This is a genomic window from Janibacter massiliensis (assembly GCF_900289115.1).
Taxonomy (GTDB): domain Bacteria; phylum Actinomycetota; class Actinomycetes; order Actinomycetales; family Dermatophilaceae; genus Janibacter_A; species Janibacter_A massiliensis.
In genome coordinates, this window is the sequence record NZ_LT985196.1 from 947283 (window position 1) to 962565 (window position 15283).

Sequence of the window (15283 nt, forward strand, 5' to 3'; positions counted from 1 at the left end):
CTCAGCCGAAGGCGTCGAGCGTGGGTTGGAGGAGGAAGAGCATCCCGATCGACCACGTGAGGTGGGTGATGGTCGGGGCGAGGATGCCGCCGGTGACCCGGCGCTGGAGCCCCGTGACGAGTCCGAGCAGCGCGCCGGCGAGGGTGAGCAGCGGGATGAGGCTCGTCGCGGTGACGAGGGTGTAGACGATCGTCGAGATCGCCACGGGATGCCGACGCCCGATCGCGGCGAACAGGGCCCCCCGGAAGTAGAGCTCCTCGGCGATCCCGTTGACCGCGGTGATGACGAGGACGAGCCAGAACGACCCGACGCTGGCGTGGTCGAGCAGCTCCTCGACGGGTCGGCGCAGGAACGGGATCTGGGCGACGACGACCGCCCCGGCGAGGAAGAGGCCCAGGAGGAGCAGCCCGAGGACGAGGGCTTGGACGACGGGGACGTTCTCGCCCTCTTGCTGGGCGAACCCGCGCCGGGTCCAGCCCCGGCCCAGGTGCAGGGGCCCCGAGGCCACCGCCCCGACGGCCCAGGCGGCGGCGAGGGCGAAGGTGCCCCAGTAGAAGCGTGGGTCGCCGGGCGGGAGCTGGAGGGACCAGCCGAGCAGCGCAGCGCCGATGAGGAGGGTGACGGCCGCACAGGTGCGGCGCCACCGGAAGGCGGCGTCGGACTGCTGGTGGTCTCGGGGGACGGGCCGGAACAACGCGGCGTCGACGAAGGCGCGCACCTCGGTCACCGGATTGATCACGGGTCGAGGGTAGGGGGTCGATGGCAGTTTGGACAAACCTTGTGCAAGACTGGCCGGGCTGGCGCGGCGGTCACGGCCGTCGATGGCGCCGGCGATCCGAGACGAAGGAGTCGCACGATGTCGCACGACAGCCCGAGCCGCGACGAGGCGGTGGCGAAGGTCCGCGAGCTGGTCGAGGGTGAGCGCACGGCGATGCTGACGACGATCGGTGAGCAGGGCCGGATCGTCAGCCGTCCCATGGCCACCCAGGACGTCGAGTTCGACGGGGACGTGTGGTTCTTCGCCGACCGGCAGTCGCCGAAGGTGGCCGAGATCCAGGCCGACCCGCGCGTCAACGTGACGTGGACCCCCGACGGCAGCTGGGTGTCCCTCGCGGGCACGGCCGAGCTCGTCCATGACATGGACAAGAAGCGTGAGCTGTGGGACGCCGGGACGAAGGCGTGGCTGCAGTGCGAGGTCGACGACCCGAAGGTCGCCCTCATCCGCGTCGACGGTGAGAGCGCGGAGTACTGGGACAGCCCGGGCGGCGCGAGCACCGTGCTGTCGATCCTCAAGGGCGCCGTCACCGGCAACCGCCCCGAGCCGGGCGATAACGAGCAGGTCCGGCTCTGAGCCGGGCGCACCGACCCCGCACCACCCCCAGACCGAAGGAGCCAACCCCATGAGCGAGATCACCACGAACACCACCCCGGACGACGCCGACCCGCGCGCCGAGGTCCTCCAGGCCGTCGTCGACCGCGTCACGTCCTGGCAGGACGGCGCGACCGAGGAGACCGTCCGCGCCGAGCTCGACAAGGCCGTGTCCGAGTCCGACGTCGAGATCAGCGACGACGTCCGTGAGCGGATCGTCAGCCACCTCGTGGACGGCGAGGGCGACCACGTCGACATCGCTGAGCTGCTGGGCTGACCCACCCGATGACGAAGGCCCCCGCCGGATGATCCGGTGGGGGCCTTCGTCATGTCGTGGGTGGCCAGGGGCGGGGTCGAACCGCCGACCTTCCGATTTTCAGTCGGACGCTCGTACCAACTGAGCTACCTGGCCAGTGTCATGGCCGGGCGGTGACCCGACATGACGAGCGACCCCGACGGGACTCGAACCCGCGACCTCCGCCGTGACAGGGCGGCGCGCTAACCAACTGCGCTACGGGGCCTTGTGCGGTGACAAGACCGGTACTGCGTATCCCCAACGGGATTCGAACCCGTGCTACCGCCGTGAAAGGGCGGGGTCCTAGGCCGCTAGACGATGGGGACCCGTCACTGGACCGGACCCTCGCCTGTGCGGCAGGCGCACACGAATCCGTCGAGGACTCGCAGAGCATACGGGGTGGCGGGGCCCACCGCCAAACCGGATCGAGGCCCGCTCAGTCCGTGACGGGTCGGCGGCGACGGGACCACGCGAGCAACCGCTCCCGGTCCCACGTCGTGACGATCCGGTCGGGGTCGATCCCGTGCCGTTCGGCGCGCTCGCACCCGTACCGCTTCATCTCCAGCTGGCCGGGGGCGTGCGCGTCGGAGTCGATGGCGAACAGGCACCCGATCTCCAGCGCCATCTCGATGAGCTCGTCGGGCGGGTCGCACCGCTCGGGGCGGCTGTTGATCTCGACGGCGACCTCGTTGTCCCGGCACGCCTCGAAGACCGCGCGGGCGTCGAACCGGCTCTCCGGGCGGGTGCCGCGTCCGCCGGTGACGAGCCGTCCGGTGCAGTGCCCGAGGACGTCCGTCGCCGGGTCGTTCACCGCGGCGACCATCCGTCGGGTCATCGCCCTCGGCTCCATCTTCAGCTTGCTGTGGACGCTCGCGGTGACGAGGTCGAGCCGGCCGAGCATCGCCTCGGTCTGGTCGAGCGAGCCGTCGTCGAGGATGTCGACCTCGATCCCGGTCAGCAGGTGGAAGGTGTCGCCGAGGCTGCCGTCGATCGCCCGGACGACGCCGATCTGCTTCGCCAGGCGCTCGGCGCTCAGCCCGTTGGCGACCCTGAGGCGGGGGGAGTGGTCGGTGAGGACGAGCCAGTCCTGGCCGAGCTCGGCTGCGGTGAGCACCATCTCCTCGATGGGGGAGCCGCCGTCGGACCACGTCGAGTGCGAGTGGCAGTCCCCGACGACGGCCGCGAAGAGCTCGGCCCCGCCCTCGGCGAGCGGCTCTGCCGTCTCGTCCTGGAGCTTCTGCAGCCGGTCGGGGAGGTCCCCGGCGAGCGCCTGCTGCACGATCGTCGCCGTGGAGGCGCCGATTCCCTCAAGGTCGGTGAGCGTGCCGGCGCTCGCGCGGGAGGCGACCTCGTCCTCGTCGAGCCCGGCGAGTCTTGCCATCGCGGAGCGGAACGCCTCGATCCGGTAGCTGCCGGCGCGCTGGCGCTCCATGAGCGTGGCGATCCGCCGCAGCGCCTCGACGGGTGAGACAGGGCCGGTCAGCGGGGTCAGCTCGTGCACGCCCCCACTGTCCCACCCGCCCTTCCCGCAATTGCGCGCGCAATTGACATCTGCGCGCCGAAGTTCACGCGCAGATGCACCACATGGCGCGCAGATTCGATCAGGTCGCGGACCTCCTGGGGCACCCCCACGGCGGTGGCCGAGTCGATCGTCGAGGTGGTCCGCCTGCGTTCCCGCAACCCCCCGGACATGCAGAAGCGGCCACACGGCACCGATCAGCCGCCTCGTCGCGGCTTCTGCCTACCCGGCGGGTGATGCCAGCGACCCACCCACGGGCTCGGAGGTCGCCTCCGAACCGTGTGGGCGACGCCGCCGGCAACGGTGCGAGGATTCGACGGTGAGCTTCCTGACCCCCTCACCCGCCGACGAGGCGCGGCGCTCCGCCCTGCGCCGGATGCGGCTGATCGCCACGGGCCTGCTCGTGCTCGCCGCGGTGATCTTCGTCGCGACGCTCCCGTTCGAGGACGCGAGCGTCCTGGGCTACGTCAACACCGCTGCCGAGGCCGCGATGGTCGGCGCGCTCGCCGACTGGTTCGCCGTCACGGCGATCTTCCGACACCCGCTCGGGCTGCCGATCCCCCACACCGCGCTGGTGAAGAAGCGCAAGGACGAGATCGGTCGGAACCTCGAGGAGTTCGTCGACGACAACTTCCTCACCGAGGAGATCGCACGCGACCGGCTGGCCCACGCGCAGATCGGCATGCGCCTGGGGGTCTGGCTCGACGACGCCGAGCACCGGCAGGTCGCGCTGCGGGAGATGGCCCGCGTCGCGCGGGTGGGACTGCAGCGGATCGACGAGAAGGAGGTGCGGACCTTCCTCACCGACGTCGTGCTGCCCCGCCTGGCCGAGGAGCCGGCGAGCCCCATCGTCGGCGACTTCCTCGCGGGGATCGTCGAGGACAAGGCGCACCGCGGGCTCATCGACATCGGGGTCATGGAGCTGCACGACTGGCTCGCGCAGAACCCCGACGCGTTCGTCGCGGTCCTCGAGGAGCGGGCGCCGACGTGGACCCCGAAATGGGTCGACGACCGGGTCATCACGTGGACCTACCAGCAGGCCCTCGGGTGGCTCGAGGCGATCCACGACGACCCGGAGCACCCGGCGAAGAACGCGATCGACGACCTCCTGCGCACCCTGGCGTCCGACCTCCAGCAGGACCCGACCGTCATGGAACGGGCGGAGGCGCTCAAGGAGCGGGTGCTCACCCATCCCCAGGTCGGGGAGACGGCGGAATCGCTGTGGGTCTCGATCCGCGCGTCGCTGCTGCGCTCGATCGACGACCCGAGCAGCCTCGCGTGGCAGCGCGGGGACGGGTGGCTCACGGAGCTCTCCGAGAAGTTGCGCACGGACGAGGAGTTCCGCGGTGGGCTCGAGTCCCGGCTCGGTGACGTCGTCGCGTTCTTCGTCAACACGTACGGCGCCGAGCTGGCGCAGGTCATCAGCCACACGGTCGAGCGGTGGGACGTCGACGAGGCGAGCGAGCGGATCGAGCTCTTCGTCGGCCGCGACCTGCAGTTCATCCGGATCAACGGCACGATCGTCGGCGCGCTCGCCGGCCTGCTCATCCACACACTCGCCCAGCTCGTGCTGCAGCTGACGTGAGCGGGCTGTCGGACGGGCGGCGGGCATACTTGCCCAGGGCCCACCAAAGGACTCGTTCGACAGCGCCGAGCCAAGGAGACGACGGATGGCTGACTACATCGCAATCGGTGGGGACGGGCAGCCGCCTGTCAACGTGTGGTGGGACAAAAAGGTGCCGGGGGCGATTCATGTGACGACGAACGACCCGCGGTTCACCGAATCTGACGGGTCGAAGCCCGGGTTGCGGGCCGTCTTCTCGGCGAACCCAGGATCGGCCGACTACAACCCCGGGAACTTCAACCGATGCGCGCGCGCCCTCAAGGCAGCGGGTTGTGCCGCGCCAGGAGAGATCGAGGAGCACCCACGCGCTTTGGCTCAGCGCGAGGAGGTCGTCGCCTCGGTGCGCGGAACGGCTCTCTGAACCGCCTCGTACCAGTGTTGCGGGAGGACCGGTAGAGCGCGGTAGGCCCCGTGGGACTCGAACCCACAACCTACGGATTAAAAGTCCGCAGCTCTGCCAATTGAGCTAGAGGCCCGAGGGCGCACGGCGCCCGACGACACAGGGTACGACGCGGCACGATCAGTCGACCTCGTCCGACGGGGCCTTACGACGCCATGGGCCTGTGGTGAGGCGTCGGCGCCCGGCATCGCGTTCGGAGTTCTCGACGGCCGCACGCTCCTCCCCGGGGTCCTCCCCGATCGTGGCCTCGGCCGGTGCTAGCCCGCGCAGTGCCATCCAATTGAGGGCGTTCTGCACGCTGTCCAGCTTGCGATTGGCCTCGCGCAGCACCTTCGAGTCCGAGTCGCAGACCCGGGCGAGCCGCTCCTGGTCGGACGCGAGCTGCGACTCCATTGCAACAAGGGCGTGCCAAGTTTCGTACCGGTGGCCCGTGATCTGCAGCCGGTAGCAAGCCTCCGCGTGCGACTGCATGAGGATGACGTTCTTCTGGAGCTCTGCACTGCTCCCACCGATGAGAGCGGCCGCGGTAACGGTACCGCCGATCCCGCCGACGGCGCCGACGACAGCGAGACCGCCGAGCATCCCACCGGGTCCGAGCGCGGCGAGCCCGCCGACGATGGCTGCGCCACCAGCCAATGCTGCGGGTGCCGCGGCGAGGACGAGGACGGGCGCCGCGGCAATCGTCACGACGCCGATGGCGACACCCGCCGCCTTCCCCCAGGCCGGCCCCGAGTGCGCCTTGCGGGCGACATCCGAGACGTCCTCGACGACCTCGGCCCACCGGGCAGGGAGGCCGAGGTCGTCGGCCAGATTCGCGATCGCCGCGCGACGGTCATCGAGGTCGACGTCGATCTCGTACGGAGCGATCGGGTTTCCCTGCCACGCCGTAAGGAGGACGGTGAGGGCGGTGGGCGGGTCAAGACGACCGCGGATGACCTCGGAGTTGTCCCGGGACAGCCGGTTGAACACGGGGTGCTCGATTCCGGCGCTGTCCGCCTTCGTCGCGAGCTCAGAGTTGACGAGCGCACGGGCGTCCCCGAACTTCCGACGTCGCTTCCCCGACTCCATCGACTGCTCTACCCGCAGCGCGTACTGGGCGCCTGCGACGATCGCGACCAGCGGGCCCTCGAGCGGCTGGTCCGCGCGCACGACCTCGCCCGCGCCCTTGGGCCGGGTGACCCACTCAAGGGCACGGACCACCACGTCTTGGGAGAGGTACTTGCGCGCGTCGTGGGCGGCGAGCGCCACGCCGGTGTCGACGAAGGCGTCGCGGGCTTCCGGGAATACCCGGGCGATCCCTCGGGACATCGTCACCGGATCTCCACGCCCGACCACGTTGAGCCAGGACTCGACGCGGTGGAACGGGAACGCCTCGGTGAGCCGCACGAGGTGCTTCCGAACGTACGGGTGGCCAAGAGGACTGCCAGCGGTGAGGAGGAGGTCGACCGTCACCTTCCGCGGGAGGTGGTAAATGAGATCCGCGGCAACGACCGTGCCGAGGCTGTAGGCGACGATGACCAGCCGACCCTCGTCCGGCAGTTCGTCGAGGACCGTGCGGAGGATCGCCCTCCGACGCCGCTCGCTCCGCACGTAGGAGGCCGCTTGCGCGGTGACGTGCGGCGCGACGGCCGGCACGACCGGATCGATGGGCGTGCCGGCATGGAGCGCGGGACCTGAGTGGGTGACTCCGTCGAGGGCGCGCTCGAGGTCGTTCTGGCGAAGCAGGTAGACGCCGGCGTGGTCGGCGCCTACCTGTTTTTTCGGTCGCAGACGGATGTCGTCGGGCTCGTCGTCCTCAGGGGGCTCGCCGCTGAGGAGGTGGAGATACGACGGTGCGACGACGGAGAACCCCTTCTCCTCGAGCGTTTCCGCGCCGTCACGACGGAGAGCCCCGTCGAGAGCCACCCTCCGGTCGCCGTCCGGGTGGTCGTTGTTGATCCCGTGCAGGAACAGCAGGGTCTTCTTCCCGGTCATCGCTGGCCTTTCCGCGCGATCTACGAGGTCGTCGCCACGATATGCCGCACGGCAGCGTGGCAGCAGAGTGGCGTCCAGAGGCGTGGGTGCGGCCGACTTCTGCTGACGCCCGCGCGGAGTGGTCGGTGCTGTCAGCCGCCGTGGATCCGGCCGAGGAGGCCCCGCTGGGCGCGGGCGACGGGACGGCCCCACCAGCGGTGGTCGCGCAGCGCCGCGTTCGCCGCGAGCCAGCCGCACCCGCCGTGCACCCCGCCACCGGGATGGATCGCCGCGCTGCCGAGGTACAGCCCCGCCAGGTGCGTCCGCGGCCCGCCGAGCCCCGTCACCGGACGGAAGATCGCCTGCTGGAACAGCTGCTGCGTCCCGCCGCCGACACCGCCCTGCCCCAGGTTGGCGTCGCTCTCCTGCAGCGAGGTCGGGGTCTGGTCCCACCGGTCGAGGACGACCTCGCGGAACCCGGGTGCGAGCCCCTCGAGCATCTCCTCGACCCGCTCGATCCCGGCCGCGACGACCTCGTGGTCGGCCCACGACTCCCGCGGCACGTGCGAGTACGCCCACAGCGCCTCGGTCCCCTCCGGCGAGCGCGTCGGGTCGACCGTCGACATCTGCCCGACGAGGGCGAACGGCCGCTCCGGCAGCACCCCGCTGTCGATCGCCGCGGCCCACCGCACGAGCCCCCGGGACGACTGCCCCGCATGGACGACGGCCGCCCCCCGCGCCGCCTCCGAGCGCCACGGCGCCGGCTCCGACAGCCGGAAGTTCAGCTTGATCGTCGGCAGGTCCCACTCGAACCGCTCGAGCCGTCGCCGGAGCCCCGCGGGGACGGCCGACGCAGGCAGCAGCCGGTCGTACAGCGCCGGCGCGCTCGTGTCCGCGACCACGGCCCGCCGCGCCCTGACCCGCCGCCCGTCGGCGGTGACCACCCCGGTGGCCCGGCCGCCGCGCACCGGCACCGCCTCGACCCGCACCCCCGTCTCGACCCGCGCGCCGCCCGCCTCCGCCCGCGACCGCAGCGCCTCGGCGAGCATCCGCGTCCCCCCGACGGGCGAGGGGAAGCCGACGTCCTGGGCGAGCATCGTCATCATCCAGCCGTACAGCCCGCTGCCGGCGCCGGTGGGGGAGATGTCCGCGTGCAGCGCGTTCCCGGCCAGCAGCGACCGACCCGCCTCCCCGCCGAACCGCTCCCGGCCGAGCCGGTCGACCGGCAGGAGCGCGAGCCGCGCGAGGTCGAGCGAGTCCGACAGCCCCAGCCGCCGCACGAGCCGCGCGGTGTCGGTCACCGGCGGCCACGCCGTGAGCAGGGCCGCCAGCAGCGGCTCCCGCACCGTCTGCCAGTGCTCGACCATGGACACCCACGCCTCGCCGTCACCGGGGTGGTCGGCCTCCAGCGTCGCGGCCGTCGCAGCCGGGTCCCGCTCCATGACGACACCGGGGTCGTCGTCCTCCCCGACGTGTGCGACGACCCGCGGCGCGTGCGCCCACGACAGCCCGTGATCCTCCAGCCCGAGACCGGTGAGCACCGGCGAGGCCACACCAAGCGGGTGGCACGCGCTGAACTCGTCCATCACCCAGCCGTCGACCTCGCGGCTCGCGACGGCGCCGCCGACCTCGTTGCGCTCCTCGAGCACGAGCACGTCCCACCCGGCATCGGCGAGGACCGCCGCGCTGACCAACCCGTGGTGCCCCGCCCCGATGACGACCGCGTCGACCGATTCCATGCCCCCATCCTGCGCCGCACGCCCCCGACGAGGGCAAACGCGTCTGCGGTCCCCGTGGGCATCCGGGCGGTCCGAACCGGTCGGGCGAGCCCCGGAGAGTGCCCTAAGGTGGCGCCGTGGCCGTGAACTACACCGTCGGGGATGGCGTCGCCCGGATCGAGCTGGCCGACGCCGAGGGACACAACGCGCTCACCCTCGACGTGGCGAAGGAGCTCCGGGACGCCCTCCGCCAGGCACACTCCGACGCCCGGGTGTCGGTCGTGCTGCTCACCGGCTCCGGCCCGTCGTTCAGCGTCGGCACCGACGCGGGGCGCTCCACCGGCGCGGCGGGCCCCGCAGCGATGCTCGAGCTCGCGACCGTCGTCGACGAGGTCCTCAGGCTCCTCGAGTCGGCGACCCGCCCGACGATCGCCGGGGTCGACGGCCTGGCTGCCGGCGCCGGCCTCTCGCTCGTCCTCGGGTGCGACCTCGCGATCGCCACCGGCCGCGCGACCTTCAGCATCACCGCCCCGGGCCGCCCCGCCATCCCGGACATCGGCCTGACGTGGCTCCTGCCGCGCGCGGTCGGCTCCCAGCGCGCTCTCTCCCTCGCCCTCGTCGACGAGACGATCGACGCCGAGCGGGCCCACCAGTGGGGGCTCGTCGCGCAGGTCGTCGACGCCGACGAGTTCGCCGAGCACGCTCAGGAGCTCGTCGGGCGGATCGGTGGCGAGCACGCGTGGGCGACGAACCAGACGCGTCGGCTCATGCGCCGCACCTGGGAGACCTCCCGCCAGGAGACGACCGAGTCCGAGGCGGCGACCCTCGCCCGCGCGCTCATGCGGGCCCGGTGAGCGACGAGGGAACACCCCGACGCCCGCGTCGGCCCCTGCACTTCGGGCCCGACGCGATGGAAGCCCACGGCGGATCGATCGCCGGACCCGCGGAGGCTGCCGAGGCCGCGCACGCCGCGGCCGCGACGCTCGTCGGAGCCGGGCGGGAGGGCGACGACCCGCAGCGTGCCGCCTGCCTCGTCCGGCTCGTCGAGGACGTCGGTCTCGACACCCTCGCGGACCTCTGGGCCCAGCGTCCCGCCCGCTCCCTCCCGGGCGTCCTCTGGCGCCTCTACGTCCTGCGGGCCTGGGTGTGGCGCGCGCCCTCCGTCGCGGCGCGGGAGTACGCCGAGGGGATGCGCACCGCCGAGGTCCAGCACGTCGTCGCGGGGATGGCCGAGCCCCCCGGACCCGACGAGGTCCGTGACCTCGCCGACCAGATCCTCTCCGGGTTGTTCACCGGCGACCTCGCCGTCGCCCTCGAGCGCGCGGCGGCGTTCTGCCGGGTCGTCGCCATCGGCCGCACCGCCGGTGCCGTGGAGCTCGGCACGGCCGACGAGAACGCGGACGAGGCGCACGCCCTCACCCGGTCGGCCGCGAGCATGATGACGATGGCCGACGACCTCACGGCGAGCGCCGGCCTGCACCGGAGCGGCGCACTGCACTGAGCGGGGCCCCCGGGCGGAACAACCGAGGGTGACGCGGGGTTATGGTTCAGCGTGCGCCGGGCCGCGGCAGCCCCGGGTCCCAACATCAGCCGCCACGAGCGGCCACGCGCCGTGAGGCGCTCCCGGTCCGGCGCACACCTCCTCCTCCCGGCCGACCCTGGTCGACGATCGAGAGCAGGGGCGTGAACACCCGGTGTCGGACAGGTGACGGCGAGGCTTACGCTGGGTGACCATCCCATCCTCGGAGATCGCCACATGGGCTTTCGCCTCCTCCCGCCGAACGACGCCTTCTACGACCTCCTCACGGCCAGCGCCGCGCTGTCCGTCGACGGGTCCCGTGAGCTCACCGCTCTTCTCGCCGCGAGCACGATCGAGCGCGCGGCCATCCGGGACCGCCTGCAGGAGATCGAGCGGGCGGCCGACGACGCGACCCACGAGATCGTCGACCGGCTCGCCCACTGCCTCGTCCCGCCGATGGACCGCACGGACATCCACGACCTGGCCATCGCCATCGATCGGTGCGTGGACGCGATGGAGGAGTGCGCCGACCTCGTCACCCGGTACCGCCTGGACGTCCTCGTCCGAGGCATCGAGGAGCAGGTGTCGGTCGTCGCCCGCATGGCCGACCTCACCCACGAGGCGATGTCCCGCCTGCGACGGCCGCGCTCGCTCACCGACTACTGGGTGGAGATCAACCGGCTGGAGAACGTCGCCAACGCCGCCCACCGTGACGTGCTCACCGAGCTCCTGCGACCCGGTGCCGACCCGATCGTGGTCCTGATGGAGAAGGCCGTCGTCGACGCGCTCGAGGACGCCGCGAACGCCTTCGAGCGGGTGGCCGACCGGGTCGAGTCGATCGCCGTCAAGGCCGTCTGAGGTGGACCCGGGTCAGTGGGTGATCGTCGGGCTCGCGCTGGCGTTCACCGTCACCTTGGGGCTGCACGACACGTCGAACGCGGTCGCGACCTCGATCGCGAGCCGCGCGCTCACGCCCCGGGTCGCCGTCGTGATGGCGGCCGTGGCGAACCTCGTCGGGGCCGCCATCGGGTATCTCAGCCCGGGGATCACCCTCGCCGAGACGGTCGGCACCGGGCTCGTGCGCCCCGATGTCGATGCGGGTCCAGCCGCCGTCGGAGCCCTCGTCGGCGCGATCGCGTGGAACCTCGCGACATGGTGGCGCGGCATGCCGTCCTCCTCGTCGCACGCCCTGCTCGGGGGCCTGCTCGGCGGGGCGCTCGCCACCGGTGTGACGATCCGGTGGGAGACGATCAGCCTGCGTGTCCTGCTCCCCTTCCTCTTGTCCCCGGTCGTGGCGTTGACGCTCGCGGTGCTCGTCGTCGCCGCCGTCCTCCGGCTGCTGGGCAGCCGGTCGGCCGTGGCCGCAGCCCCGGTGTTCCGGCTGTTCCAGACCGGCTCGGCCGCGGCCATCGCGCTGGGTCACGGAGCGCAGTCGGCGGCGAAGGCCGCGGGGATCGTCGCGATCGCTCGCGGGACCACCATCCATCTCGGTCACCCGCCCCACCCGGTCATCCTCGCGCTGTTCGCCGCGCTCTTCGTCGGGACCCTCCTCGGGGGGTGGCCCGTGATCCGCACGCTCGGCGAGCGCATCACCCGGATCGACCCGATGCGGGGGTTCGCCGCGGAGGTCTCGGCCGTCGCGGTCCTCTACCCGGCGACCCTGCTCGGCGTGCCGGTGTCGAGCACGCACGTCGTCGCGTCCTCCATCGTCGGCACCGCCCTGGCGTCGCCGACCCGGTCGGTCAACTGGGCGGTGGTCCGCAGGATGGTGCTCGTCTGGCTGCTCACGGTCCCCGCGTGCGCCCTGGCCGGTGCCGCGGTCGCGATCGCGGTCCGCGCCGCCGCCTGAGCATGCCGAAGGGGCCCGGCGCCAGCGGCGCCGAGCCCCTTCCGTCCCTCGCCCCGGGGGGGCTCGGTCGATCAGCCGAACCTGCCGGAGATGTAGTCCTCCGTCGCCCTCTCGGCCGGGTTGTTGAAGATCTTCTGGGTGTCGTCGAACTCCACCAGCTTGCCGGGCTTGCCGGTGCCCTGGATGTTGAAGAACCCGGTCCGGTCCGAGACCCGAGCGGCCTGCTGCATGTTGTGCGTGACGATGACGATCGTGTAGTCCCGCTTCAGCTCCTCGATGAGGTCCTCGACGGCGAGCGTCGAGATCGGGTCGAGGGCCGAGCACGGCTCGTCCATGAGGACGACGTCCGGCTTGACCGCGATCGTCCGGGCGATGCACAGACGCTGCTGCTGACCACCCGAGAGGCCCGAGCCCGGCTTGTCGAGCCGGTCCTTGACCTCGTTCCACAGGTTGGCGCCGGTGAGCGAGCGCTCGACGAGCTCGTCGGCGTCGGCCTTGTTGATGCGGCGGTTGTTCAGCTTGACGCCGGCGAGGACGTTGTCCCGGATGGACATCGTCGGGAACGGGTTCGGGCGCTGGAAGACCATGCCGACCTGGCGGCGGACCGCGACCGGGTCGACGCCCTTCCCGTAGAGGTTCTGCCCGTCGATGATGACCTCGCCCTTGCAGTACGCGCCCGGGATGACCTCGTGCATCCGGTTGAGCGACCGCAGGAAGGTCGACTTGCCGCAGCCCGACGGGCCGATGAGGGCCGTGACCGACTTCGGCTCGATCGAGACGGTGACGTCCTCGACCGCGAGGAAGTCGCCGTAGTAGATGTTCAGGTTGTTGACGTCGATGCGCTTGGACACGTCAGTGGTTCCTTGTCTGATCTGGCGGTCAGCGACCGGTCTTGGGGGCGAAGAACTTCGAGATGAGTCGGGCGACGATGTTCAGCAGCATGACGATGAACATCAGGACGAGCGCGGCCGTCCACGCGGCGTCGAGCGAGGCCTGCTTGTTCACGCCCGGGCTTGCGTACGACTGGTACGCGAACAGCGGCAGCGCCGACATCGACCCGTCGAACGGGTTGAGGTTGACCTTGCGCGCGTACCCCATGGTGATGAGCAGCGGCGCCGTCTCACCGATGACGCGGGCGATCGCGAGCGTGATGCCGGTGGCCAGACCAGCGATGGCCGTCGGCATGACGACCTTGACGATGGTCAGCCACTTCGGGACGCCGAGCGCGAGGCTCGCCTCGCGGAGCTCGTTCGGGACGAGCTTGAGCATCTCCTCGCAGGACCGGACGACGACCGGGATCATCAGCACCGACAGTGCGATGGCGCCGACGATGCCCGCCTGGAACTTCGGGCCGAAGATCAGCGTGAACAGACCGATCGCGAACAGGCCCGCGACGATCGACGGGATGCCCGTCATGACGTCGACGAAGAACGTCAGGCCGCGCGAGAGGGCGTTCTTGTTGCCGTACTCGACGAGGTAGATCGCCGCGAACAGGCCGATCGGGACGGAGATGAGCGTCGCGAGCGCGGTGACGATGAGCGTGCCCATGATCGCGTGGTACGCGCCGCCGGTCTCCTTGGCGCCGACGCCCTCCATCGAGTACGAGAAGAACTTCCCGTCGAGCCGGTGCCAGCCGTTCTGGACGATCGTGAGGATGACCGACACCAGCGGGATCATCGCGAGCAGGAACGCCGTCGTGACGATCGCCGTGACGAGCCGGTCGACGGCGTGGCGGTGGCCCTCGACGACCGCCGAGGCGGAGTAGATCGCGACGGAGTAGATGAGGGCCGACACGAGGACGACCGCGAGGACGTTCCACCCGAACAGCAGGGTGACGATCGCGGCGCCGAGGACGACGGACGCGGCGAGGATCCCGAGCCGGATCGGCTGGGAGAGCGTGCGGTGGTTGCCCGTGGTCTCAGCCGACGGGACGGTGGCGGGTGCGGTCGACATCAGTTCGCTCCAGAGAACTCGGACCGGCGGGCGATGATCCACCGCGCCAGCATGTTGACGGCCAGGGTCAGCGCGAAGAGCGTCAGACCCGACACGAAGAGGGTGCTGCGCGGGACACCGGGCGAGGCCTCGGCGAACTGGAGCGCGATGTCACCGGCGATGGTGCCGGGGGTGTTCGAGGTGAGCAGCTCCCACGAGAAGCCGCCGCCGCTCGCCGAGAGGATGATGGCGACGGCCATCGTCTCACCGAGCGCTCGACCCAGGCCGAGCATGGCGCCCGAGACGACACCGGACCGGCCGAACGGGATCACCGCCTGCCGGATCATCTCCCAGCGGGTCGCGCCCAGGGCCAGCGACGCCTCCTCGTGCAGCCGGGGCGTCTGGAGGAAGACCTCACGGTTCACGGCCGTCATGATCGGCAGGATCATCACCGCAAGGATGATCCCGATCATGAGCATCGTGCGACCGGTCTTCGTCGCCTGGTCACCGCCGAAGAGCGGGATGAAGTGCAGGTTGTCGAAGAGGAAGTTGAAGAACGGCACCGCCTTCATCGCGATCGCCGTGCCCCAGAGGCCGAAGATGATCGACGGGACCGCGGCGAGCAGGTCGACGACGTAGCCGAGCCCCTGCGCCAGCCGGCGCGGCGCGTAGTGCGTGATGAACAGCGCGATCCCCACCGACAGCGGCAGCGCGATGAGGAGGGCGATGATCGAGCTGAGGAGCGTGCCGAAGAGCTTCGGCGCGATGTAGCTGACGAGACCCTTGCCGCCGCTGATCTCCTTCGGGTCGGCCTGGAGGGCTGGAACGGCCTGGTAGAGGAGGAACGCAGCGACGGCCGCGAGGATCACGAAGATGAGGACGCCCGAGATGGTCGACAGGCCGGAGAAGATCGCATCTCCTGGGCGCTGCTTCGCCTTCGCCGGGGCGCCGCTCGACGCGGTGGTGGACACAGGGGGTGGCTCCTATCGGGAGGACCGGCGCGCGACTGCTCGCGCAGGAGGTACGTGGGGGAGGTGGCGCACGAACGGCCCCGCGACCAGGTCGCGGGGCCGCTCGTCAGCCGTGATCAGGCCTCAGCCGAGGT

Annotated in this window: 15 protein-coding genes and 4 tRNA genes; 8 read left to right on the forward strand and 11 right to left on the reverse strand. The window is 71.3% G+C overall.

Translation table 11 applies throughout. From position 1 onward, the window contains the following. Window position 1: 1 nt before the first annotated feature. On the reverse strand, window positions 2-739 hold the full coding sequence (locus DAA34_RS04595; RefSeq protein WP_106817808.1) for a CPBP family intramembrane glutamic endopeptidase: 738 nt from the start codon (window positions 737-739) through the stop codon (window positions 2-4). 117 nt (window positions 740-856) lie between these two features. Here DAA34_RS04595 and DAA34_RS04600 point away from each other — a divergent pair, with 117 nt between their 5' ends. Together DAA34_RS04600 and DAA34_RS04605 are read left to right on the forward strand one after the other, a co-directional pair. Continuing rightward, window positions 857-1351 (forward strand): pyridoxamine 5'-phosphate oxidase family protein, encoded by a 495-nt coding sequence (locus tag DAA34_RS04600; protein WP_106817809.1) that lies wholly within the window; start codon window positions 857-859, stop codon window positions 1349-1351. A 49-nt stretch (window positions 1352-1400) separates the two neighbouring features. Beyond that, window positions 1401-1646, forward strand: a complete 246-nt coding sequence (locus DAA34_RS04605) for a hypothetical protein (protein WP_106817810.1) — start codon at window positions 1401-1403, stop codon at window positions 1644-1646. A gap of 61 nt (window positions 1647-1707) precedes the next feature. Here DAA34_RS04605 and DAA34_RS04610 read toward each other — a convergent pair. The 4 genes from DAA34_RS04610 to DAA34_RS04625 form a co-directional block, all read right to left on the reverse strand. Next, window positions 1708-1781 (reverse strand) — tRNA-Phe (locus DAA34_RS04610). Between the two features lie 35 nt (window positions 1782-1816). Further along, window positions 1817-1890: transfer RNA gene (locus DAA34_RS04615), tRNA-Asp, on the reverse strand. A gap of 27 nt (window positions 1891-1917) precedes the next feature. After that, window positions 1918-1990: transfer RNA gene (locus tag DAA34_RS04620), tRNA-Glu, on the reverse strand. 110 nt (window positions 1991-2100) lie between these two features. Then, entirely contained in the window at window positions 2101-3165 is a 1065-nt protein-coding gene (locus tag DAA34_RS04625; RefSeq protein WP_106817811.1) for a PHP domain-containing protein, read from the reverse strand. A gap of 337 nt (window positions 3166-3502) precedes the next feature. Here DAA34_RS04625 and DAA34_RS04635 point away from each other — a divergent pair, with 337 nt between their 5' ends. Together DAA34_RS04635 and DAA34_RS12095 are read left to right on the forward strand one after the other, a co-directional pair. After that, entirely contained in the window at window positions 3503-4768 is a 1266-nt protein-coding gene (locus tag DAA34_RS04635) for a DUF445 domain-containing protein (RefSeq protein ID WP_234354104.1), read from the forward strand. 85 nt (window positions 4769-4853) lie between these two features. Continuing rightward, entirely contained in the window at window positions 4854-5168 is a 315-nt protein-coding gene (locus DAA34_RS12095; protein ID WP_158707614.1) for a hypothetical protein, read from the forward strand. A 42-nt stretch (window positions 5169-5210) separates the two neighbouring features. Here DAA34_RS12095 and DAA34_RS04640 read toward each other — a convergent pair. The 3 genes from DAA34_RS04640 to DAA34_RS04650 all read right to left on the reverse strand — a co-directional run bounded on the left by DAA34_RS04640 (window position 5211) and on the right by DAA34_RS04650 (window position 8899). Next, a tRNA-Lys gene (locus DAA34_RS04640) sits at window positions 5211-5283 on the reverse strand. A gap of 44 nt (window positions 5284-5327) precedes the next feature. After that, window positions 5328-7181, reverse strand: coding sequence for a hypothetical protein (locus tag DAA34_RS04645; protein WP_106817813.1), 1854 nt, complete (start codon window positions 7179-7181; stop codon window positions 5328-5330). 131 nt (window positions 7182-7312) lie between these two features. After that, window positions 7313-8899 (reverse strand): phytoene desaturase family protein, encoded by a 1587-nt coding sequence (locus DAA34_RS04650; RefSeq protein WP_106817814.1) that lies wholly within the window; start codon window positions 8897-8899, stop codon window positions 7313-7315. 116 nt (window positions 8900-9015) lie between these two features. On the opposite strand from DAA34_RS04650, the gene DAA34_RS04655 reads away from it, so the two are divergent. The 4 genes from DAA34_RS04655 to DAA34_RS04670 all read left to right on the forward strand — a co-directional run bounded on the left by DAA34_RS04655 (window position 9016) and on the right by DAA34_RS04670 (window position 12246). After that, on the forward strand, window positions 9016-9732 hold the full coding sequence (locus tag DAA34_RS04655; protein ID WP_106817815.1) for an enoyl-CoA hydratase/isomerase family protein: 717 nt from the start codon (window positions 9016-9018) through the stop codon (window positions 9730-9732). Beyond that, window positions 9729-10379, forward strand: coding sequence for a hypothetical protein (locus DAA34_RS04660; RefSeq protein ID WP_234354105.1), 651 nt, complete (start codon window positions 9729-9731; stop codon window positions 10377-10379). The genes DAA34_RS04655 and DAA34_RS04660 overlap by 4 nt, the downstream gene beginning before the upstream one ends. 255 nt (window positions 10380-10634) lie before the next feature. Continuing rightward, window positions 10635-11255: a DUF47 domain-containing protein gene (locus DAA34_RS04665; protein WP_106817817.1), complete on the forward strand. Its 621-nt coding sequence runs from the start codon at window positions 10635-10637 to the stop codon at window positions 11253-11255. Between the two features lies 1 nt (window position 11256). After that, entirely contained in the window at window positions 11257-12246 is a 990-nt protein-coding gene (locus DAA34_RS04670) for an inorganic phosphate transporter (RefSeq protein ID WP_106817818.1), read from the forward strand. Between the two features lie 71 nt (window positions 12247-12317). Here the strand turns inward: DAA34_RS04670 and pstB are convergent, their stop codons facing one another. From pstB to pstC, 3 genes are read right to left on the reverse strand one after another with little or no spacing between them, the layout of a single operon-like run. Next, on the reverse strand, window positions 12318-13097 hold the full coding sequence (gene pstB, locus DAA34_RS04675) for a phosphate ABC transporter ATP-binding protein PstB (RefSeq protein WP_106817819.1): 780 nt from the start codon (window positions 13095-13097) through the stop codon (window positions 12318-12320). A gap of 28 nt (window positions 13098-13125) precedes the next feature. Beyond that, entirely contained in the window at window positions 13126-14199 is a 1074-nt protein-coding gene (gene pstA / locus DAA34_RS04680) for a phosphate ABC transporter permease PstA (RefSeq protein ID WP_106817820.1), read from the reverse strand. Continuing rightward, window positions 14199-15149 (reverse strand): phosphate ABC transporter permease subunit PstC, encoded by a 951-nt coding sequence (pstC, locus tag DAA34_RS04685; RefSeq protein WP_106817821.1) that lies wholly within the window; start codon window positions 15147-15149, stop codon window positions 14199-14201. Before pstC ends, pstA begins: the two co-directional genes overlap by 1 nt. Window positions 15150-15283 lie beyond the last annotated feature (134 nt).